General features: G+C 67.7%; 17 protein-coding genes. 13 read left to right on the forward strand and 4 right to left on the reverse strand.

Annotation, left to right across the window (positions count from 1 at the left end):
* Both U858_RS0122045 and U858_RS0122050 read right to left on the reverse strand, forming a co-directional pair.
* The coding region (locus tag U858_RS0122045) for a M28 family peptidase (RefSeq protein ID WP_042885413.1) at positions 1 to 475 on the reverse strand (475 nt) is incomplete at its 3' end.
* Between the two features lie 11 nt (positions 476 to 486).
* On the reverse strand, positions 487 to 1,842 hold the full coding sequence (locus U858_RS0122050) for a dihydroorotase family protein (protein ID WP_025139331.1): 1,356 nt from the start codon (positions 1,840 to 1,842) through the stop codon (positions 487 to 489).
* A 102-nt stretch (positions 1,843 to 1,944) separates the two neighbouring features.
* On the opposite strand from U858_RS0122050, the gene U858_RS0122055 reads away from it, so the two are divergent.
* From U858_RS0122055 to U858_RS0122115, 13 genes are all read left to right on the forward strand, one after another.
* A complete protein-coding gene (locus U858_RS0122055; protein ID WP_025139332.1) occupies positions 1,945 to 2,850 on the forward strand; it encodes a LysR family transcriptional regulator in 906 nt (301 codons plus the stop codon).
* A gap of 203 nt (positions 2,851 to 3,053) precedes the next feature.
* Positions 3,054 to 4,145, forward strand: coding sequence for a DUF917 domain-containing protein (locus tag U858_RS0122060; RefSeq protein WP_025139333.1), 1,092 nt, complete (start codon positions 3,054 to 3,056; stop codon positions 4,143 to 4,145).
* Between the two features lie 11 nt (positions 4,146 to 4,156).
* Positions 4,157 to 5,809, forward strand: a complete 1,653-nt coding sequence (locus U858_RS0122065; RefSeq protein ID WP_025139334.1) for a urocanate hydratase — start codon at positions 4,157 to 4,159, stop codon at positions 5,807 to 5,809.
* Between the two features lie 50 nt (positions 5,810 to 5,859).
* Positions 5,860 to 7,200 carry an MFS transporter gene (locus tag U858_RS0122070; protein WP_025139335.1) on the forward strand — a complete coding sequence of 447 codons (1,341 nt, stop codon included), beginning with the start codon at positions 5,860 to 5,862 and terminating at the stop codon, positions 7,198 to 7,200.
* Entirely contained in the window at positions 7,193 to 8,410 is a 1,218-nt protein-coding gene (locus tag U858_RS0122075; RefSeq protein WP_025139336.1) for an MBL fold metallo-hydrolase, read from the forward strand. The genes U858_RS0122070 and U858_RS0122075 overlap by 8 nt, the downstream gene beginning before the upstream one ends.
* 101 nt (positions 8,411 to 8,511) lie before the next feature.
* Positions 8,512 to 10,194 carry an aromatic amino acid ammonia-lyase gene (hutH, locus tag U858_RS0122080; RefSeq protein ID WP_042885416.1) on the forward strand — a complete coding sequence of 561 codons (1,683 nt, stop codon included), beginning with the start codon at positions 8,512 to 8,514 and terminating at the stop codon, positions 10,192 to 10,194.
* A 172-nt stretch (positions 10,195 to 10,366) separates the two neighbouring features.
* A complete protein-coding gene (locus tag U858_RS0122085) occupies positions 10,367 to 11,065 on the forward strand; it encodes a glutathione S-transferase N-terminal domain-containing protein (RefSeq protein WP_025139338.1) in 699 nt (232 codons plus the stop codon).
* A gap of 238 nt (positions 11,066 to 11,303) precedes the next feature.
* The gene (locus tag U858_RS0122090; RefSeq protein ID WP_025139339.1) at positions 11,304 to 12,653 is read left to right on the forward strand and encodes a cytochrome c; all 1,350 of its coding nucleotides are present in this window, start codon (positions 11,304 to 11,306) and stop codon (positions 12,651 to 12,653) included.
* Complete coding sequence (locus U858_RS0122095; RefSeq protein WP_025139340.1) at positions 12,646 to 13,557, forward strand: c-type cytochrome; 912 nt, start codon at positions 12,646 to 12,648, stop codon at positions 13,555 to 13,557. Before U858_RS0122090 ends, U858_RS0122095 begins: the two co-directional genes overlap by 8 nt.
* Positions 13,558 to 13,695: 138 nt before the next feature.
* The gene (locus tag U858_RS0122100) at positions 13,696 to 14,622 is read left to right on the forward strand and encodes a LysR family transcriptional regulator (protein WP_025139341.1); all 927 of its coding nucleotides are present in this window, start codon (positions 13,696 to 13,698) and stop codon (positions 14,620 to 14,622) included.
* A 78-nt stretch (positions 14,623 to 14,700) separates the two neighbouring features.
* Positions 14,701 to 16,116 (forward strand): FAD-dependent tricarballylate dehydrogenase TcuA, encoded by a 1,416-nt coding sequence (gene tcuA / locus U858_RS0122105; protein ID WP_025139342.1) that lies wholly within the window; start codon positions 14,701 to 14,703, stop codon positions 16,114 to 16,116.
* Entirely contained in the window at positions 16,103 to 17,341 is a 1,239-nt protein-coding gene (tcuB, locus tag U858_RS0122110) for a tricarballylate utilization 4Fe-4S protein TcuB (RefSeq protein WP_025139343.1), read from the forward strand. The genes tcuA and tcuB overlap by 14 nt, the downstream gene beginning before the upstream one ends.
* 118 nt (positions 17,342 to 17,459) lie before the next feature.
* Positions 17,460 to 18,434 (forward strand): tripartite tricarboxylate transporter substrate binding protein, encoded by a 975-nt coding sequence (locus tag U858_RS0122115; RefSeq protein ID WP_025139344.1) that lies wholly within the window; start codon positions 17,460 to 17,462, stop codon positions 18,432 to 18,434.
* A 132-nt stretch (positions 18,435 to 18,566) separates the two neighbouring features.
* Here U858_RS0122115 and U858_RS0122125 read toward each other — a convergent pair whose 3' ends face one another.
* Positions 18,567 to 19,043, reverse strand: coding sequence for a hypothetical protein (locus U858_RS0122125; RefSeq protein ID WP_025139345.1), 477 nt, complete (start codon positions 19,041 to 19,043; stop codon positions 18,567 to 18,569).
* Positions 19,044 to 19,102: 59 nt separating this feature from the next.
* Positions 19,103 to 19,825 (reverse strand): hypothetical protein, encoded by a 723-nt coding sequence (locus U858_RS0122130; RefSeq protein WP_025139346.1) that lies wholly within the window; start codon positions 19,823 to 19,825, stop codon positions 19,103 to 19,105.
* Positions 19,826 to 19,927 lie beyond the last annotated feature (102 nt).

A 19,927-nucleotide genomic window follows, 5' to 3' on the forward strand; every position in this document is an offset into this window, starting at 1 on the left:
CGGGGTTGCGGGCGGCCAGCATGTCGGCGCTGAGCTGGCCGCTGAGCGCGCGGCTGCCCACACAGGAAATGCCGTAGTCGCTGGGTTCTTCGGACAGGAAGTCGATGACTTCGAAGTCGTGTTCCAGTTCGATGCCGTGTTCTTGCAGGGTGTGGGCGACTTCGATGCCGGCCAGCACGCCGATGATGCCGTCAAAGCGGCCGCCGCTGGGCACGGTGTCGCAATGCGAGCCGGTGGCAATCGGCTTGCGGCCAGGGTTGCGGCCGGCGCGCGTGCCGATCAGGTTGCCGCCGGCATCCACACGCGTCGTCAGGCCCGCGGCTTCGAATTCGGCGCGCAGCCACTGGCGCGCTTCTTGAAACAGCGGCGAGAACGCGCGGCGGGTCCAGGGCTGGTCGGGCAGCGTGAAGCGCGACAGGGTCTGGACGCGAGCCCACAGGCGATCGGCGTTCAGGGGCGGAAAAGGCTGGGACATGGGCGCGGCCTTCATGCCTGGCGCGGGCGCAGGAAGCGGCCGTCGCCTTGCTGGTTGACGATGCGCTGGCCGTCGTAGACCTGCTGGCCGCGGCACCAGGTGCCGGCCACCCGCACGGTGAATTCACGGCCCTCGAACGAGCTCCAGTTCACGGCGGCCAGGCTGCCGGACGGATCGAAGGCGTAGCGTTCCGGGGTGAGGATGACGATGTCGGCGTCCTTGCCGACATCCAGCGTGCCCTTGCGGTCGTCGAGCAGGAAGTGCTTGGCGGGGTTGCTGCACAGCTGGCGCACCACCATGGTGGGCGAGATGCCGTGTTCTTCGCAGCCGGTCCAGAAGGCCGGCAGCAAGGTTTCCAGGCCGGGGCCGCCGGATGAGTTCTTGAAGACGTTGGGATTCTGCTTGCGCTCCAGGCCCCAGCTGACGTGGTCGGACGAGACGAAGGTGCATTCGTCGTTGGCGATGTGGGTCCAGAGCAGGTCGACCTCGGCCTTGGGGCGGATGGGCGGGTAGTGCTTGGTCTTGGCGCCGAAGCGGCGGGTGTGTTCTTCGTGGTTCAGCATCAGGTACTGCACGCAGGTCTCGATGCTGGCGCGGTGGCCGTTGCGGCGGTACATGTTGCAGATCTCGAAGCCGCGCGAGGTGGACACGTGTACGGCGTGGGCGCGGGCGCCGGTTTCGGCGCCGATCTCGTAGATCAGGGCGGTGGCAAGGTTTTCGATCAGCGGCGTGTGGGCGCGCATGAAGGCGTCCCAGCCGGTGTCGCCGGCATCGACCAGGCGCGCGATGTTCTTGCGCGTCATTTCCTGCATCTGGTTGTGCACGCCGCAGGCCAGGCCCGACGGCGCGATCAGGCGAAAGGCGTCGTACAGATCGTCTTCTTCGATGCGCGGAAAGCGGCCGGGCGTGGCTTCGAAGGTCGAGAACTTGAAGGCACAGACGCCGCCCTCGATCAGGCCGGCGGCGGCCGCCAGGCCGTGTTGGGTGTTCAGCGTGCCGAACAGGGCCACGTCGACGTGGCAGTCGCGTTCGACCTCGGCGATCTTGGCGTCCAGGTGCGGGCGCGAGGCCACGGGTTCGGGGTCGTCGTAGGGCATGTCGACCATGACGGTGACGCCGCCCGCCGCTGCGGCGCGGGACGCCCAGCCCAGGCCTTCCTGGTTGGCCTGGCTGCCGGAATGCACCTGGCCGTCGACCACGCCGGGGATGATCCACTGGCCGGTGGCGTCGACGCTCTCGCGCGCCGCGGGGGCCGCGCCGGTGCCGCGGGCGGCGATCTTGCCGCCTTGCACCGCCAGCCAGCCGTTTTCCACAATGCCGTGCGGATCGACGATATTGCCGCGCACCACCCAATCGAAATCGCTCATGACCACTTCCATTCAGACTAAGGATTGAAGGGCAGTGTAGTAACCGCAGATCAAAACGTCTTATGCTTATATGTACATGGGAATTAACATCAGGTTAAGCATATGAAATTGAATCTGCGGCAGATCGAGGTGTTCCGCGCCATCATGATCAGCGGCTCGATCAGCGGCGCCTCGAAGCTGTTGTTCGTGTCGCAGCCCGCCGTCAGCCGGCTCATCGCCTATACCGAGCAGCGCCTGGGGCTGATGCTGTTCGAACGCATCAAGGGCCGGCTGTACCCCACGCCGGAAGCGCGCCGGCTGTTCGTGGAAGTGACTGCGCTCTATCAGAACGTGCAGCGCGTGAACGAGGTGGCCGACAACCTGGCCGAGAACCGCGAGGGCCAGCTGCGGCTGTCTTGCAGCCCCAGCCTGGGGCAGTCGCTGCTGCCGCGCGCCATTGCCCGGTTCCGCCGCCAGTTTCCCGAGATCCGCATCGTGTTGCAGACGCTGATTCCGGCGGTGATGGAGCAGTCGCTGCTGACCCAGCAGGTCGAGCTGGGGGTGGCGTACATGCCGGTGAACCACCCCAGCCTGGCCACCCGGCCGCTCTATGAAAACAAGATCGTGGCGGTGCTGCCGGCAGGGCATCCGCTGGCCGCGCGGCGCCAGGTCACGGCGGCCGAACTGGCGCGCGAACCGCTGATCGGCTACAGCGCCGACATTCCGTTCGGCATGCTGGTTCACAAGCTGTTCGGCACCGAAGACGCCCAGCCCGAACCGCGCATCGAGGTGCAGCAGGCGCACGTGGCCTGTGCGCTGGTGCAGGCCGGGGCCGGGGTGGCGCTGGTGGACGAGATCACGGTGGCGGGGCCGATCTGGTCCGACGTGGTGACGGTGCCGATCGTGGATACGGTGCATGCGCCGGTCAATGTGTTCCACCTGCAATTGCAGCCCCTGTCGCGGTTGGCGCAGGCGTTCATTGACGTGCTGCACAAGCTGGACCTGCCGGCTTCCCCCGAATCCCACTGATATCTCGCCTGGGGATATCCCTAGGTGCGGCGCGGCCCCGGATCGCGCCTCTCTCTGGGCGCGGCCAGCAATTAACACAGCGTTATATACAAGGCATAAAAGGTAATACGACATTAACAAGATTGCTTCCTATGATTCCCCGAAATCTCCAGCGCCATGCGTCGCTGGACCAGCTAAACCGCTATCGGGAAAGGAAGGGCGAAATGGGAAGAATCTTGACGATGAAAGACGTCGAAGCCGCGGTCAGGGGCGGTTCGGTGTTTGCCTGTGGCGGGGGCGGCTGGGCCGATCATGGCCGCGAACTGGGGGCGCTGGCGGTGACCATCGGCCGGCCCGAGCTGGTCTCGATGGACGAAGTGCCTGACGACGCCTGGATCGCCACGGCTGCCGCCATCGGCGCGCCGGGCGGCCTGACCGACTGGCAGATGCTGGGCATCGACTACGTCAAGGCGGCCGAACGCCTGCAGGATGCCCTGGGCGAACGCCTGTATGGGCTGATCATCGGCCAGAACGGCATGTCCAGCACGCTCAACGGCTGGCTGCCGTCGGCGGTGCTGGGCACCAAGGTGGTGGACGCGGTGGGCGACATCCGCGCCCACCCCACGGGCGACATGGGGTCGCTGGGCTTGGCCGGCAGCCCCGAGCCCATGATCCAGTGCGCCGTGGGCGGCAACCGCGCCAACAACGCCTATATGGAACTGACCGTGCACGGCGCCACCGGCAAGGTGTCGCCGGTGCTGCGCAAGGCGGCGGACATGGCCGGCGGCTTCATTGCCAGCTGCCGCAACCCGATCCGCGCGTCGTACGTGCGGCGTCATGCGGCGCTGGGCGGCATCAGCCGCGCGCTGGCGCTGGGCGAGGCGATCCTGGCGGCGCAGCCCAAGGGCGGCAGCGCCGTGATCGACGCCATCTGCAAGGCCACGCAGGGCGAAATCATCGGCTCGGGCCGGGTGGTGCGCAACACGCTCAAGTACACCGAAGAAGCCTTCGACATCGGCACCGTCGAGATCGGCGAGGGCGCGGGCAAGCGCGTCATCCACGTGATGAACGAACACATGGCCGTGACCGACGCGCAAGGCGAACGCATCGCCTGCTACCCCGACGTCATCACCACGCTGGACGCCGACGGCAACCCGGTCAGCGCGGGCAAGCTCAAAGAAGGCCTGCAGGTGTCCATCCTGCACGTGTCCAAGCAGCACATTCCGCTGTCTTCCAGCGTCACCGACGCGTCGGTGTACCCCATCGTCGAAAAGGCGCTGGGCATGGACTTCACCGGCTACGCGCTGGCGCGCTGAGGGACCTTACGATGAAACGCGAATTCAACGTTCCCGGCGGCACGGCGCTGCGGTGCAAGGGCTGGCGCCAGGAGGCCCTGCTGCGCCTACTGGAAAACGTGCTGGCAGTGGGCGAAGACCCGGACAACCTGGTGGTCTACGCCGCGCTGGGCCGCGCCGCGCGCGACTGGCCGTCGCACGATGCGATCGTGCGCGCGCTGCTCGAACTGGAAGAAGACCAGACCCTGATCGTGCAGTCGGGCAAGCCCATCGGTGTGCTGCGCACCCATCCGCAGGCGCCCATCGTCATCATGGCCAACTGCAATATGGTGGGGCAGTGGGCCCACGCCGAAAACTTCTACCAGTTGCAGGACGACAACCTGATCTGCTGGGGCGGGCTGACTGCCGGCGACTGGCAATACATCGGCTCGCAGGGCGTCATCCAGGGCACCTATGAAATCTTTTGCCGCATCGCCGAACGCCACTTCGGCAACGATCTGCGCGGCCGTTTCATCCTGACCGCCGGCATGGGCGGCATGGGCGGGGCCCAGCCCCTGGCCGGCCGCATGGCCAACGCCGCCATCCTGACCGTCGAGATCAACCCGGAACGCATCGAAAAGCGCCTGAAGGCGGGTTTTCTGGAGCGCCGCGCCGAGTCGCTGGACGAGGCGCTGGCCCTGATCCGCGAGGCCCAGGCGGCGCGCCGCCCGATTTCCGTGGGGCTGCTGGGCAACGCGGCGGACGTCTATCCCGAAATCCTGGCGCGCGGCATCGTGCCGGACATCGTCACCGACCAGACGTCCGCGCATGACCTGGTGTACGGCTACGTGCCGTCGGGCTACACGCTGGACCAGGTGGCGCGCATGCGCCAGGACGACATGGCCGGGCTGATGAACGCCAGCCGCCAGTCCATCGTGCGCCACGTCACCGCCATGCTGGGCTTCAAGGACCGCGGCGCCGTGGTGTTCGACAACGGCAACCTGATCCGCACCCACGCCAAGCAGGGCGGCGTGGACCGCGCGTTCGAGATTCCGGTGTTCACCGAGGCTTTCCTGCGGCCGTTGTTTGCGCGCGCCATCGGTCCGTTCCGCTGGATTGCGCTGTCCAACGACCCCGACGACATCCGCAAGATCGACGACTTCCTGCTGCAGCGTTTCCCGGACAACCTGATCGTGTCCAACTGGATTCGCCTGGCGCGCCAGGAAGTGCCGTTCGAAGGCTTGCCGGCGCGCATCGCCTGGCTGGGCCACGGCGAACGCACCGAGCTGGCGCTGGAAGTGAACCGCATGGTGCGGGAAGGCATCCTGGCCGCGCCGGTGGCATTCACCCGCGACCACCTGGATGCCGGCGCCATGGCGCACCCGAACATCATGACCGAGAACATGCGCGACGGCTCGGACGCCATCGCCGACTGGCCCTTGCTGAACGCAATGATCAACTGCGCGTCCAGCGCCGACCTGGTGGCGATTCATTCCGGGGGCGGCGGCTACAGCGGCTACATGACCAGCGCGGGCGTCACGGTGGTGGCGGACGGCACCGACGCGGCGGCGCAGCGCCTGTCGCTGTCGCTGACCAACGACACGGCCAGCGGCGTGCTGCGCTATGCGGACGCCGGCTACGAAGAGGCGCTGGACGAGGTCAGCAAAAAAGGCATAGGCCGCATCGATACGTCGGTGCGGGCTTGAACGGCAGGACATAACAGCCCCGGATACGGGGCGATTCAATGGGAACGTCAATGAAGAACATCGCAATCAACCCGGGCGCCGGGGTATTGGGGGGCAATCCCCCCCATGCCGGCGCCGACGAACACAAGGGCGCCAAGAAGGCCGTCATCGCCGCATCCATCGGCAATGCGCTGGAATGGTATGACTTCTCGGTCTACGCGCTGTTCGCGGTGTACATCGGGCAGAACTTCTTTCACAACGCAGACCCGACGGTGCAGCTGATGGCCTCGTTCCTGGCCTTCGGGCTGGGCTTCATCGTGCGGCCGCTGGGCGCGCTGGTGCTGGGGTCCTATGGCGACCGCGCCGGACGCAAGGCCGCGTTGACCATGACCATCATGCTGATGGCGCTGGGCACGCTGCTGATCGCCATTGCGCCGCCGTACGCGGCCATCGGCGTGGGCGCGCCGCTCTTGATCGTCTGCGGCCGCATGCTGCAGGGCTTTTCGGCCGGCGGCGAAGTGGGCGGCGCCACCGCGTTCCTGGTCGAGCATGCACCCGAAGGCAAGCGCGGCCAGTATGCGTCGTGGCTGCAGGCCAGCATGGGCATTTCCAACCTGCTGGGCGCGCTGGTTGCCACGCTGGTGACCACGTTCCTGACCGAAGACCAGGTGGGCGAGTGGGGCTGGCGCATTCCGTTCATCGTGGGCCTGTCGATTGCCCCGGTGGGGCTGTGGATGCGCCGCACGCTCGACGAAACGCCGCATTTCCGCGAAGAACAGGCCCGTCAGGCGGCCACTAAAAACCACGTCAAGGCCCCGCTGCTGGCGGTGCTGCGCGACTACCCGCGTGAACTGTTCACCGGCCTGTGCATGTCGGTGCTGTGGGCGATCGGCCCATACGCGCTGATCATCTTCATGCCGATCTACGTGCAGAAAAGCATGGGCTTCACCAGCTCGCAGGCGTTTCTGGGGGCGCTGGTGGGCAACCTGTTCCTGATCGGCGGCTGCTTCTTTTCGGGCACGCTGTCCGACCGCTACGGCCGCCGCACGGTGCTGCGCGGCTCGGCGTTGCTGCTGCTGGTGACGGTGTACCCGCTGATGATGTGGCTGCAGGCCAACCACACGCAATTCGCGCTGATCGTGGTGCAGTCGCTGTTCTGCCTGCTGGTGGCGCTGTATGTCGGCACGGCGCCAGCAGCCCTGTCCGAGGTCTTCCCGACCGCCGTGCGTTCGTCGGGCATGTCCCTGTCGTACAACACGGCGGTGACGGTGCTGGGCGGCTTTGCGCCTGCCATCCTCACCTGGATCACCTACACCACCGGTGTGTCGTTCGCGCCGGCCCTGTATGTGATGGGCGCCTGCGTGGTGGCGCTGGTGGCGTTGACGGTGTTGCCGCAGAGCCGTCATGTCTGACGGCCGGGTGACGCTGGCGCAAAGCGTGGCGCAACGGGCGGCACGAAAAATGATGCGAAAGGCGGCGCCGGGCAGGTTGGCGGCCGCCGCGACGCTGGTCTTGTCGGTGTTGGGCAGCGCAGCCGCTCTGGCTGCGCCGACCGCCACGTCTCCCGCCGCCGCGCCGGTTGCCGCAACGACGGCCGCGCCTGCCGCCGAACTCGTGCTGTTGGGCGTGGCCGGCGGGCCCACCTGGTACGGCGCCGATTCGCCGCACGGCATCTCGTCGGCGCTGGTGGTGGACGGCAAGGCCTACATCGTCGACCTGGGGTCGGGCGCCTACCGGCAACTGCGCCGCGCGGGCATCAAGCCGGGCGCCGAGCAGGCCGTGTTCCTGACCCACCTGCATACCGACCACATCATCGACCTGGCCAGCCTGCTGATGTACGACCCCAGCGCGCGTCGCCGGGCCAAGGCCTCGTTGCAGATCTTCGGGCCGGGCCGGCGCGGGGCGTTGCCGCCTTTGGCGGCCGGCCTGGCGGGCGACCCGGTGATACACGCCGAGAACCCCGGCGCGGGTACGGCGGATCTGGTGGATTCGGTGGTGGCCGGCATGGCCGCCGACCTGAACATCCGGGTGCGCAGCGAAGGCGTGCCCGACGTGCGCGGCTTTTTCCAGGCGCACAACATCCCGGTGCCGCCCGGCGTGGTGCAGGACCCCAACACGAATCCGGCGCCGCCGATGGACCCCTTCGAGGTCTGGCGCGACGAGCGCGTGACGGTCACGGCCATCCTGGTGCCGCACGGGCTGGTGTATCCCAACTTCGCCTATCGCTTCGATACTGCCGCGGGGTCGGTGGTGTTCTCGGGCGATACGGCGGTCAGCCCCAACCTGGAGCGCCTGGCGCGCGGCGCCGACATCCTGGTGCACGAGGCCATCGACCCCGCGTGGGTCGACCACATCGTCGGCCCCAAGCCCTGGGATGCACGCCAGCAGGCGTTGGCCCGGCAACTGCTCGAAGCCCACACCACGCCGCAGCAGGCCGGCGAGGCGGCAACGCGGGCGGGCGTGAAGCGCCTGGTGCTGTCGCACCTGGTGCCCGGCGATGCCCCGGCGGCGCATTGGCTGTCGGCGCAAGACACCTTCAAGGGGCCGGTGGTGCTGGGGCAGGACCTGATGCGCATTCCCCTGATGCAAATTCCCTTGACGCAGGCAGTCAAGCAACCTTGAGCGGAGACGGCGGGATGACGGTTTTTCAAGCGGTGTCGAAGGGCGGGGCGCGGCGCGGCAGGCTGTCCAGGGTGGTGGCAGTGTCGCTGCTGGCCTGTGGCATGGCTGCGGGGCAGGCAGAGGCAGCTTCCGCTGCGGTGACCGGATCGGCCGCCGTGGCCAAGTCCACCGAATGCGCCGTCACCCTGGACGGCCGCTCGCTGACTGCCGCCCAGGTCGTGGCGGTGGCGCGGCAGGACTGCGCCGTCACCATCGCCCCGCAAGCCGCCCAACGCGCGGCCCGCGCCTACGACCTGCTGCTGGCCTACGCCCGCCTGGACAAGCCGGTGTACGGCCTGAATCGGGGCGTGGGCCTGAACAAGGACCAGACCATTTTCCAGGGCGGCGACATTTCGCCCGAGGTGCGGCGCCTGTCCGAGCAGTTCAACCGCAACCTGCTGCATTCGCACAGCGCGGCCTACGGCAACGAGGCGCCGCGCGATGTGACCCGCGCGGCCATGCTGATCCGCCTGAACACCGCGCTGTTCGGCGGGGCGGGCATGCAGCCCGCGGTGCTGGACCAATACGCCGCCTTTCTGAACCGCGATGTGACGCCGGTGATGCTGGGCGAAGGCTCGGTGGGCGAAGCCGACATCACCATCCTGCCGCAGATCGGCCTGGTCATGATGGGCGAGGGCGAGGCCTGGCGCGGCGGGCGGCGCCTGGGCGCCGCGCAGGCGCTGCAAGAGGCGGGCCTGGCGCCGGTGCGGCCGTTCGGCAAGGATGCGCTTTCCATGGTCAGTTCCAACGCCTACGGCGCCGCGGTGGCGGTGCTGGCCGCGCACGATGCGCGGGCGCTGCTGGCCCAGGCCGATGCGGTGGCGGCGCTGTCGCTGGAAGGGCTCGACGGCAACCTGGCGCCGCTGCTCGCCCCGGCGCAGTCGCAGCGGCCCTACGCCGGCCAGCGCGCCACCGCCGAACGCATGCTGGGGCTGCTGCAAGGCAGCGCGCTATGGAAAACCGATGCGCAGCGGCCGCTGCAGGATCCGCTCAGCTTTCGCACCGTCAGCCAGGCGCATGGCGCCGCCCGCGACATGCTGGCGCTGCTGGACGGCCAGTTGCAGGTGCAGATCAACAGTTCCGATGACAACCCGACCGTGGTGCTGGACGCCACGCCCAGCCCCGGCGCATCCGCCTACGAAACCCAGTATTTCGTGACGGACGGCCCGGTGCGCGGGGCCGTGCTGCCCAGCGCCGGCTTTGACCCCAGCGCCTGGGTGCTGCCGCTGCAGGGCACGGCGGTGGCCCTGTCGCAGGTGGCGCAGCTGTCGGCGCAGCGCACCTTGCGCCTGACCGACCCGGCCTTCACGCGGCTGCCGCGCTTTCTCAGCCCGGGCAACGGCGCCATCGGATACGGCCCGATCCAGAAGACCGTGTCGGCGCTGGCGGCCGACGTGCGGGCCCTGTCCGGCCCGGTCGTGACCGACGTGCAGGCGCAGGCCGGCAACATCGAAGACATCGGCACCAACGCGCCGCTGACCGGGCTGCGCGTCACCGGGCAGATCACAGCCTTGACCCGGCTGTTGGCGGTGGAACTGATGCATGCGGCCCAGGCCGTGGACCTGCGCTATCCGCAGGGGCCGGCCGCCGCCCTGGGGCAGGGCACCGCCGTCCTGTGGCGGGATTTCCGCAAGCAGGTGCCGCATCTGGCCGAAGACCGCCGCAACGACGCCGACATCATCGCGGCCACGGCATTCCTGCGGCAGAACCGGGACGCCCGACCCGCCTGGGCGCCTGGCCTGTAGGCCTGGAACAGTCTGTTGCGCGTCGGCCGCCCACGGGCCGGCCGCCGAGCGCTTGCCAAGCGGGTGATTTGCGTTAAATTTGCGCGACGCCCGCAGGCGCCGGATTGCCCGTCGCCCGCGCCGCCACCGCGTTCCCAATCGCCACCCCCCGGATCTCCAGGAGTTCCTACGCATGTCTTCCCTAGACTCGTTCGCCATCACCCAAAAATGGCCCGCCCAGCACCCCGACCGCATCCAGCTCTATTCGCTGCCCACGCCCAACGGCGTGAAGGTGTCGATCCTGCTGGAAGAGCTGGGCCTGCCCTATGAGCCGCACCGGGTCAGCTTCGATTCCCAGGACCAGTTCTCGCCGGAATTCCTGTCGCTCAGCCCGAACAACAAGATCCCGGCGATCCTGGACCCCAACGGCCCCGACGGCAAACCGCTGGCGCTGTTCGAGTCTGGCGCCATCCTGGTCTACCTGGCCAGCAAGACGGGCCAGTTCATCCCCGCCGACACCGCCGGCCGCTATGAAACGCTGCAATGGGTGATGTTCCAGATGGGCGGCATCGGCCCGATGTTCGGCCAGCTGGGCTTTTTCCATAAGTTCGCCGGCAAGGACTACGAAGACAAGCGCCCGCGCGACCGTTACGTGGCCGAATCCAAGCGCCTGCTGGGCGTGCTGGACAAGCGCCTGGAAGGGCGCGCCTGGGTCATGGGCGACCAGTACACCATCGCCGACATCGCGATCCTGCCGTGGGTACGCAACCTGATCGGCTTCTACGGCGCCGGCGACCTGGTCGAGTTCTCGCAATTCAAGAACGTCGCCCGCGTGCTGGAAGCTTTCGTGGCGCGTCCGGCAGTGGTAAAGGGTCTGACTATTCCGGCTTGAGCGGTTCCGCCAAAAGCGGAGGTAACAGACGCCAGACTACGGGGCCTCTTCGGGGGCCTTCGTTCTTGGCCGCGGCACCGTTGTCTGAACGCCCTTTGCGCCCGATCAAACAAGCCCGATACTTTCATGCTTTTCAGTCATATGCTTATTACTAAAACGCGTAAGCTGGCCTCATAAGCTGGACAACGCAGTACGAACACCCGACGTACGCGCTTGCCGGCGCGTAACGGAGGGTCAGATGAAGAAGTTCGGGATCAAGGCGGTGGTGGCGCTGCTGGTATTGGCAGGCGGGGCCATCGGCGGCGCCCAGGTGCTTACCGCCCATCGCAAGACGGAAACGACGGCCACCGTCGATCCGCAGGATCGGCGCATGGCCGAGGTCGGCGCCTATATCGCGCGCACGGCCGATTGCGTGGCCTGTCACAGCGTGCCCGGCGACAAGCCCTTTGCGGGCGGCCTGGCGATGCAGACGCCGGTGGGCACGATCTACTCGTCCAACATCACGCCCGACAAGACCGCCGGCATCGGCGCCTACAGCTACGCCGATTTCAAGAACGCGGTGCAGTACGGCATCCGCAAGGACGGCACGCCGCTCTATCCGGCCATGCCTTATCCGTCGTACGCCATCATGCCCGACGCCGACGTGCAGGCGCTGTACGCCTACTTCATGGCCGACGTGAAGCCCGACAGCAAGCCCAGCGCCGACTCCACCATTCCCTGGCCGCTGAACATGCGCTGGCCCATGGCCTGGTGGCAGGCGTTGTTTGCCGGCAAGCGGCAGTTTGCGGCGCCGGCCGGCGCCGACGAAATGCTGACGCGCGGCGCCTATCTGGTGGAAGGGCCGGGGCATTGCGGCGCCTGCCATACGCCGCGCGGCCTGGCCTACCAGGAAAAAGCGCTGTCCATGGCGGATGGCGATGCCTTCCTGTCGGGCGCGGTGATCGACGGCTGGCGCGCCAAGAGCCTGCGCGGCGAAGCCCAGGGCCTGCAATCGTGGACGGCGGCAGACATTGCGCTGTTCCTGAAGACGGGCCGCACCGACAAGGTGGCGGCGTTTGGCGCGATGGCCGACGTGGTCGAGCACAGCACGCGCCATTTCAGCGACAACGACCTGGCCAGCATCGCGGCCTACCTGAAGCAATTGCCGCCGGTGCAGGGCAAGCTGCCGGTGTTTGCCGCCAAGGCCGACACCACCACGGCGGCCCTGCTCGATGGCCGCTACGACTCGCGCGGCGCGGTGATCTACATGGAACAGTGCGTGGTCTGCCACCGCGCCGACGGCCAGGGCATGCCGCGCATTTTCCCGGCGTTGGCAGGCAATTCGGCCATCTTCGCGCAGAACCCGCAGTCCATCATCCAGATCACCCTGGAAGGCGGCAAGATGCCCGCCAACGACCATGACGCCATGGCCTTCGCCATGCCCGGGTTCAACCACCTGAGCGACCGCGACATCACCGACGTCATCAATTTCATCCGTACGGCCTGGACCAACCAGGCGCCGGCCATCGCCGATGGCGATGTGGCGCACATCCGCGACTTCCTGGCGGGCAAGAAACCGAACATCGTGTCGGGAGGCAAACATGAATAACAGGCTCAAGATTGCCGCGGCGCTGGTGCTGGCGGCCACGGTCGGGGGCGGCATGGCCGCGATGGCGGCGCAGGATACGCCGGCTGCGGACCCCAACGGCAAGACCTTCGCCGTGCTGGACAAGGACGGCAAGCGGTTGGCCGACTACACCATTCCGTCCGACACGCTGATTGCCAAGGAACCCAACGCCGACCAGATCAACTACGGCAAGCGCCTGCTCAACGAAACCCGCCGCCTGCTGCCGCAGAACACCGGCGCCAGCATGAATTGCAACAGCTGCCACGTGCAGCAGGGCAAGAAGCCGCTGGGCGCGCCGTACATCAACACGGTCAATTCGTTTCCGCAGTTCAACCCGCGCGCCAACCGCGTGGTGACGCTGGAAGACCGCATCAATGGCTGTTTCATGCGCTCGATGAACGGCAAGCCGCTGGACAAGACGTCGCCGGAAATGCAGGCCATGGTGGCCTACATGAAGTGGCTGGCGCAGGACGTGCCGCACGGCGCCAAGGTGCAGATCGAAAACGCCTGGCCGATCGACACCAAGCTGATCGGCGACCCCGTGCGCGGGAAAAGCCTGTATGCGGCGCAGTGCGCCGCCTGCCACGGCGCCAACGGCGAAGGCAAGAAGGACCGTGCGGGCGATGTCGTGTTTCCGCCGCTGTGGGGCGACGAGTCGTTCAACATCGGCGCGGGCCTGGCGCGTACCTACAAGGCCGCGGCCTTCATCCGCAACAGCATGCCGATGGGCGTGAACACCCACGGCACCTGGGGCGAGGGCGGCGTGCTGTCGGACCAGGACGCGGTGGACGTGGCGGAATACTTCACCCACATGCCGCGCCCGGACTTCCCGGGCAAGGAAAAGGACTGGCCGAACGGCAAGAAGCCCAAGGACGCGCGTTATTGAGGTGATCCTGGCCGAAGACCATCACGGGTCGTCCCCACGGGGGACCTTGTGATGGCCTCTTCGGAGGCCTGCCTGCACAGGCAGCCCTGTGCTGCCCGCCCTACAATCGGCTGATCTTCATTCTGATCATCCGGCCCCATGGAACTGCGCCAGCTGCGTTATTTTGTCCGCGTCGTCGAAGCCGGCAGCATCGGCCGCGCGGCCGCGTCCCTGGATATGGTGACGTCGGCGCTCAGCCAGCAGATCAGCCGCCTGGAAGGCGAGCTGGCCACGCGCCTGTTGCAGCGCAGCGCCAGCGGCGTGGTGCCCACCGACGCGGGGCTGGCGTTCTTTCGCCAGGCCCAGCTGGCGCTGCGCCATGCCGACGATGCCGTGCGCGCCGCCCAGCAGGCGCGGCTGGCCGGGCACGTCAGCGTGGGGCTGTCGTCCACCACCGCCTCGATCCTGGGGGCGCCGTTCGTGCAGGCCATGAACGAGCGTTATCCGGACATTCGCCTGCACCTGGTCGAAGCCCTGTCGGGCCATCTGGCCGACATGCTCAACGGCCGCCTGCTGGACCTGGCCATCGTGTTCCACGCCGAGGCCGCGCGCCGCTGGAGCGTGATGCCGCTGCTGGACGAACCGCTGTACCTGTGCGCCCGGCGCGGCATGCCCGGTCTGCCGGCGGGGGCGACCACCCGGCTGGAAGACATTGCCGACCTGCCGCTGGTGCTGCCCAGCGGCCGCCATGGGCTGCGCGCCCTGGTCAACCACGCGTTCCAGAAGTCTGGCCTGACGCCACGGGTAGTGGCCGAAGTCGATGGCCTGGCGTTGCTGATGGACGTGGTGCAGCTGGGCTACGCCGCCACCATCCAGCCCAGCTCGGCCACGGCCCGCATCGCGCCGGGCCAGTTGGCCATGGCCCGCATCGACGATGCGGACCTGTTCCGGCCCAATCTGCTGGCCAGCCTGTCCGAAGACGAACTGTCGCCCGCGGCGCTGGCCGCGCGGCTGGTGCTGGCGGATGTGTCGCGCAGCCTGGCGCGCGCGGGCACCTGGGCGGTCACGACCCTTCACGAATCGTGAAGACCCGTTGACGCCGCGCGGATATCGCAGCGCGGCGCATCGACCTACAGTGCATTCCTTGAATCAGGAAATGCGGTCATGGTCGACGTTCTGGTGGTGGGAGGGGGCAATGCGGCGCTGTGCGCGGCCCTGATGGCGCGCGAAGCCGGTGCCAGCGTGTTGCTGCTGGAAGCCGCGCCGCGCGAATGGCGCGGCGGCAATTCGCAGCACACGCGCAACCTGCGCTGCATGCACGATGCACCGCAGGACGTGCTGGTCGAAGCCTATCCCGAAGAGGAATACTGGCAGGACCTGCTCAAGGTCACTGGCGGCCAGACCAACGAACATCTGGCGCGGCTGGTGATCCGCGAGTCGTCCACCTGTCGCGACTGGATGCGGCGCCACGGCGTGAACTTCCAGCCGCCGCTGTCGGGTGCGTTGCACGTGGCCCGCACCAATGCGTTCTTCATGGGCGGCGGCAAGGCGCTGGTCAATGCCTACTACCGCAGCGCTGAAGCGCTGGGCGTGCAGATACGCTACGACGCGCCGGTGGATGCGCTGGAACTGCAAGACGGCCGCTTCATCGCCGCGCGCATCGGCGCCGAACGCATCGAGGCGCGCGCCTGTGTGCTGGCCGCCGGCGGCTTCGAGTCCAACCGCGAATGGCTGCGCGAGGCCTGGGGCCAGAACGAACGCGGCGAATGGCCGGCCGACAACTTCCTGATCCGCGGCACGCGCTTCAACCAGGGCGTGCTGCTCAAGTTCATGCTGGACGCGGGCGCGGACCGCATCGGCGATCCGTCGCAGTCGCATTGCGTGGCCATCGACGCCCGCGCGCCGCTGTACGACGGCGGCATCTGTACCCGCATCGATTGCGTGTCGCTGGGCGTGGTGGTCAACCGCGATGCGCAGCGCTTCTATGACGAAGGCGAGGATTTCTGGCCCAAGCGCTATGCCATCTGGGGCCGCCTGACGGCCATGCAGCCGGGGCAGATCGCCTATTCGATCATCGACGCCAAGGCCATCGGGCGCTTCATGCCGCCGGTGTTTCCGGGCGTCAAGGCCGACACGCTGCCCGAACTGGCAACGCAGCTGGGCCTGGACCCGGTGGCGTTCGAACGCACCGTGCGCGACTACAACCAGGCCTGCCGGGTCGGCAAGTTCGACCATACCGCGCTGGACGACTGCCATACCGAAGGCGTGACGCCCGCCAAGACCCACTGGGCCCGGCCCCTCGACACCGCGCCGTTCTACGGCTATGCGCTGCGCCCCGGCATCACGTTCACCTACCTGGGCCTGAAGGTCGATGAGACCGCTGCGGTGCGCTTTGGTGATGTGCCCAGCGACAACCTGTTCGTGGCCGGCGAAATGATGGCCGGCAACGTGCTGGGCAAGGGCTATACGGCGGGGGTGGGCATGTCCATCGGCACGGCGTTCGGCCGCATCGCCGGCACCCGCGCCGCGGCCGCCGCGCGTCGCGCCCATTCCGAAGGAGCCCGCCATGCGGCAGCTTGAAGCCCTGGCCCAGGAGGCCCAGTCGTTCACCCCTCCCCAGGCCGCGATGGCCGAGCAGGTCGTCACATGGCATGGCCGTGGCGCCGCGCCGGCCTCTTCGCCGGTTGCCGCCGCGCCCGATGCGCTCAGCGGCGACGAGGCCGAAGTGGCCCGCGTCATGCAGATCTGCAACGCCTGCCGCTATTGCGAAGGGTTCTGCGCGGTGTTTCCCGCCATGACCCGGCGTTTGGAATTCGGCAAGGCCGACCTGAACTACCTGGCCAATCTGTGCCACAACTGCGGCGCCTGTCTGCACGCCTGCCAATACGCGCCGCCGCATGAGTTCGCGGTGAACGTGCCGCAGGCCATGGCCAAGGTGCGCATGCAGACGTACACCGACTACGCCTGGCCGCCCGCGCTGGGCCAGCTGTACCGCCGCAACGGGCTGACGCTGTCGCTGGCTGCCGCGGCGAGTCTTGCGCTGTTCCTGGCGCTGGCGGTGCTGCTGACCGGCAGCCTGTGGCATGCGCCGATGGCCGGCAATTTCTATGCGGTGTTTCCGCACAACACGCTGGCGCTGATGTTCGGCGCGGTATTCGGCTTTGCCATGCTGGCGCTGGGCGTGGGGGTGGCGAAGTTCTGGCGCGACGTCAGCCCGGGCGCGGCCAGCGGCGCCGCCGTGGCCGAGGCCGCGCACGATGCGCTGCGGCTGCGCTATCTGGACGGCGGCCACGGCAAGGGCTGCAACAACGCCGACGACGCCTTCACCCTGTGGCGCCGCCGCTTTCACCACTTCACGTTCTACGGCTTCATGCTGTGCTTTGCCGCCACGGTCGTGGCCACGCTGTACCACTACCTGCTGGGCCAGCAGGCGCCATATCCGTTCTGGAGCGCGCCGGTGCTGCTGGGCACGGTAGGCGGCATCGGCCTGCTGGTCGGGCCGGCGGGGCTGCTGTGGTTGAACCTCAAGCGCCATCCGCAGCATGGCGACGCCGCGCAAAAGCCGATGGACCGCGGCTTCATCGCGCTGCTGTTCCTGACCAGCGCCACGGGCCTGGCGCTGCTGGCCGGACGCGACACCGGCGCCATGGCGCTGCTGCTGGCGGTGCACCTGGGCGTGGTGATGGCGCTCTTCCTGACGCTGCCCTACGGCAAGTTCGCGCACGGCATCTACCGATCGGCCGCGTTGCTGAAGTGGTCGATCGAAAAACGCCAGCCCAACAAGCTGCAGTTGGGGGCCGACTGAACGTCGGACCCGCACGGCGCCGGGACGCCAGTCCGGACGCCGCGCATCGATACGTTGTACCCGCTCGCATGACGGCGCCCTCGATGGCGCCGCAATCCATATCCATCAGGAGACCCGCATGTTCCCTACCCGCATCGCCCGCGCGGCGCTTGCCGCCTGTCTGCTGTCGGCCCTGCCGACCGTGCACGCACAGACCTTTCCCGCCAAGCCCATCACGCTGGTGGTGCCGCATTCGGCGGGGGGCACGTCCGACATCCTGGCGCGCACCGTGGCGGCCGAAGCCGCCAAGACGCTGGGCCAGACCATCGTGATCGACAACAAGGGCGGCGCCAACGGCACCATCGCGGCCAAGCAGGTGGCCTCGGCCGCGCCGGACGGCTACATGCTGCTGCTGGCCACCGCCAGCACGCACGGCATCAACCCGTCGCTGTACTCGCGCATCTCGTACGACGCGGTCAAGGATTTCACGCCCGTCACGCTGCTGGCCACGGTGCCCAATGTGCTGGTGATCGGCCCCAACGTGAAGGCCGCCGATGTGCAGGCGTTGATCGCCCACATCAAAGCGCAGGGCGACCGCAGCAACATGGGGTCGGCCGGCGCGGGCACCCCCGGGCACCTGGCCGGCGAGATGTTCAAGCGCGCGGCCGGCCTGCAGTTCACCCACGTGCCCTACAAGGGCGGCAGCCCCGCCATCACCGATCTGATCGGCGGCCAGATCGATTTTCTGTTCACGACCATTCCGGGGGCGCTGCCGCATATCAAGGCGGGTACGTTGCGCGCACTGGCGGTGACCTCGCCCCAGCGTTCGCCCGCGCTGCCCGACATTCCGACCATGGCCGAATCCGGCTTGCCAGGCTTCCAGGCCTTGTCGTGGCATGGCGTGGTGGCGCCGGCGGGCACGCCCGACGCGGTGGTGCAGAAATTGAATGCCGCGTTGAGCGGCGCATTGGCTGCACCCGCCGTGCGCCAGCGCCTGATGGAAGAAGGCGCGCAGGCATCGAATGTGAACACGGCCGCGTTCGGCGCCTTCATCCAGGCAGAGATCGTGGCGTGGGCGCAGGCCGTGAAGGACTCGGGCGCGACGGCGAACTGATGATCGTCAGGTGAGCCATGCAGGGTCGCATACCAGGATTTCGCGCATGCTGACGACCCTGCTGTTTTCCTTGCTGGCGCACGCGCCGCTGGCGGCTTGCGACCTTGATCTGACGTGCCCGTCAGCCGCGTTTCAACGCGCCTGGTAGGCGTCGCACAACGCCAGGTATTCGTCGCCGTTGATCTCCAGCGCCATGGCCTGGATCAGCACGCGTTTTCTGTTCGGCAGCGAGGTCTTCAGCTGGATCTGCCTGGCGGTGGGAATGCCGACGTAGCTTTGATTGACGTAGGTGTTCTCGTTGATGGCGTCCCACGGAATGACGGTGCCGTCGGTGATCTTCAGCCCGTCGCGGGTGAAGGTGATGACGGGCGTGGCCGGGCCGAAGGCGCGCGTCAGGCATTTGACGACCAGCCAGACGCCGATGGCGGCGATGGCGGCAAAGAATGCCAGGGCGCCCATGCTGTCGCGCGAGCGCGCGGCCAGGAAACCGAAGACCAGTGCCGCGACGGTCCAGATGACCGCGCCCGCGATCAGGCGGTTGCGGGAGAAATACACGGGACGGTCGGCCAGCGTTTGCGATTGTTGGGCGGGGGAGCTGTAGATTTCCATGTCGAGGCTGCGCAAAAAGGGGAAAGGGACCGCCGTCCTGTGACGGGGCGGAATCGAAGTCAGGCGCCGGGCAGGTATTGGCGTAGACAGGCCAGCATCACCGATTCATTGACGATCCTGGACCGATCGATCTTGTGGGTCTTGCCTTGGGCGACGATGATCAGCGTCTCGTCGGTTTCCATGTCTTCGCTGTCCGATTGCGTACGGATAGTGTCGATGGCGGTCCAGGGAATCTGCTGGCCCTTGTGCACCAGGCCGGCGGCGTTCATGCCCAGCGGGCCGAACGCCACGGTGGCGCCGGCTTGCAGCTGGCGCCGGGTATCGGCTTCGAGATTGCCGCCCACCGCATCTTCCAGGTGTTCAGCCAGTGCATAGGCGTCTTGCCAGATCGCCAGGCGCAGCCGGATGCGTTCGCCGCTGTGCAGGGTCAGCAGCAGATGGTCGCGGTTGTGCAGGTGGCGCATCGACGCAATGTCGGTATAGGGCACGGTGCGCGTGCCCAGATGCAGCGCGTGGCCGTCAAGTGTGAGCGCGGCCGGGGCGCGCCACCATGCGACCAGGTCCGACCCGCGCCACAGCAGGTAGCCCACGGTGGGCAGCGTCAGGAAGAACACCAGCCACATGGCGCGGTAGCGCAGCATCTCGACGAGCAGGCTGCGGGGCAGCAGCCAGATATCGATGGCGGCCAGCAGTTGCGCGCAGAACAGGTACAGCAGGGCCGCGGCGCCCAGGTAGCAACCCAGCGCGTGGCGCGGCAAAACTCGGGGGAACGAAGCAGTCATGAGAAACGCGCCGCGACGCGGCACCGTCCAGATGTCGAAGGCTTCGCACTCTAAGGGATGTGGGTCGAGGCGGGGTTTCTATCTGTATCAATATGGCGGATT

Source organism: Achromobacter sp. DH1f (assembly GCF_000633435.1).
In the GTDB taxonomy this organism is placed as follows: domain Bacteria; phylum Pseudomonadota; class Gammaproteobacteria; order Burkholderiales; family Burkholderiaceae_B; genus Achromobacter; species Achromobacter deleyi.

Excerpts from the sequence above, each read along its gene's own strand:
- U858_RS0122050 (WP_025139331.1), bottom strand. The coding sequence starts at position 1,842 with ATGAGCGATTTCGATTGGGTGGTGCGCGGCAATATCGTCGATCCGCAC.
- hutH (WP_042885416.1), top strand. The coding sequence starts at position 8,512 with ATGGCTGCGGGGCAGGCAGAGGCAGCTTCCGCTGCGGTGACCGGATCG.
- U858_RS0122115 (WP_025139344.1), top strand. The coding sequence starts at position 17,460 with ATGTTCCCTACCCGCATCGCCCGCGCGGCGCTTGCCGCCTGTCTGCTG.
- U858_RS0122075 (WP_025139336.1), top strand. The coding sequence starts at position 7,193 with ATGTCTGACGGCCGGGTGACGCTGGCGCAAAGCGTGGCGCAACGGGCG.
- U858_RS0122095 (WP_025139340.1), top strand. The coding sequence starts at position 12,646 with ATGAATAACAGGCTCAAGATTGCCGCGGCGCTGGTGCTGGCGGCCACG.
- U858_RS0122100 (WP_025139341.1), top strand. The coding sequence starts at position 13,696 with ATGGAACTGCGCCAGCTGCGTTATTTTGTCCGCGTCGTCGAAGCCGGC.
- U858_RS0122060 (WP_025139333.1), top strand. The coding sequence starts at position 3,054 with ATGGGAAGAATCTTGACGATGAAAGACGTCGAAGCCGCGGTCAGGGGC.
- tcuA (WP_025139342.1), top strand. The coding sequence starts at position 14,701 with ATGGTCGACGTTCTGGTGGTGGGAGGGGGCAATGCGGCGCTGTGCGCG.
- U858_RS0122130 (WP_025139346.1), bottom strand. The coding sequence starts at position 19,825 with ATGACTGCTTCGTTCCCCCGAGTTTTGCCGCGCCACGCGCTGGGTTGC.
- U858_RS0122070 (WP_025139335.1), top strand. The coding sequence starts at position 5,860 with ATGAAGAACATCGCAATCAACCCGGGCGCCGGGGTATTGGGGGGCAAT.
- U858_RS0122065 (WP_025139334.1), top strand. The coding sequence starts at position 4,157 with ATGAAACGCGAATTCAACGTTCCCGGCGGCACGGCGCTGCGGTGCAAG.
- U858_RS0122055 (WP_025139332.1), top strand. The coding sequence starts at position 1,945 with ATGAAATTGAATCTGCGGCAGATCGAGGTGTTCCGCGCCATCATGATC.
- U858_RS0122125 (WP_025139345.1), bottom strand. The coding sequence starts at position 19,043 with ATGGAAATCTACAGCTCCCCCGCCCAACAATCGCAAACGCTGGCCGAC.
- tcuB (WP_025139343.1), top strand. The coding sequence starts at position 16,103 with ATGCGGCAGCTTGAAGCCCTGGCCCAGGAGGCCCAGTCGTTCACCCCT.
- U858_RS0122090 (WP_025139339.1), top strand. The coding sequence starts at position 11,304 with ATGAAGAAGTTCGGGATCAAGGCGGTGGTGGCGCTGCTGGTATTGGCA.
- U858_RS0122085 (WP_025139338.1), top strand. The coding sequence starts at position 10,367 with ATGTCTTCCCTAGACTCGTTCGCCATCACCCAAAAATGGCCCGCCCAG.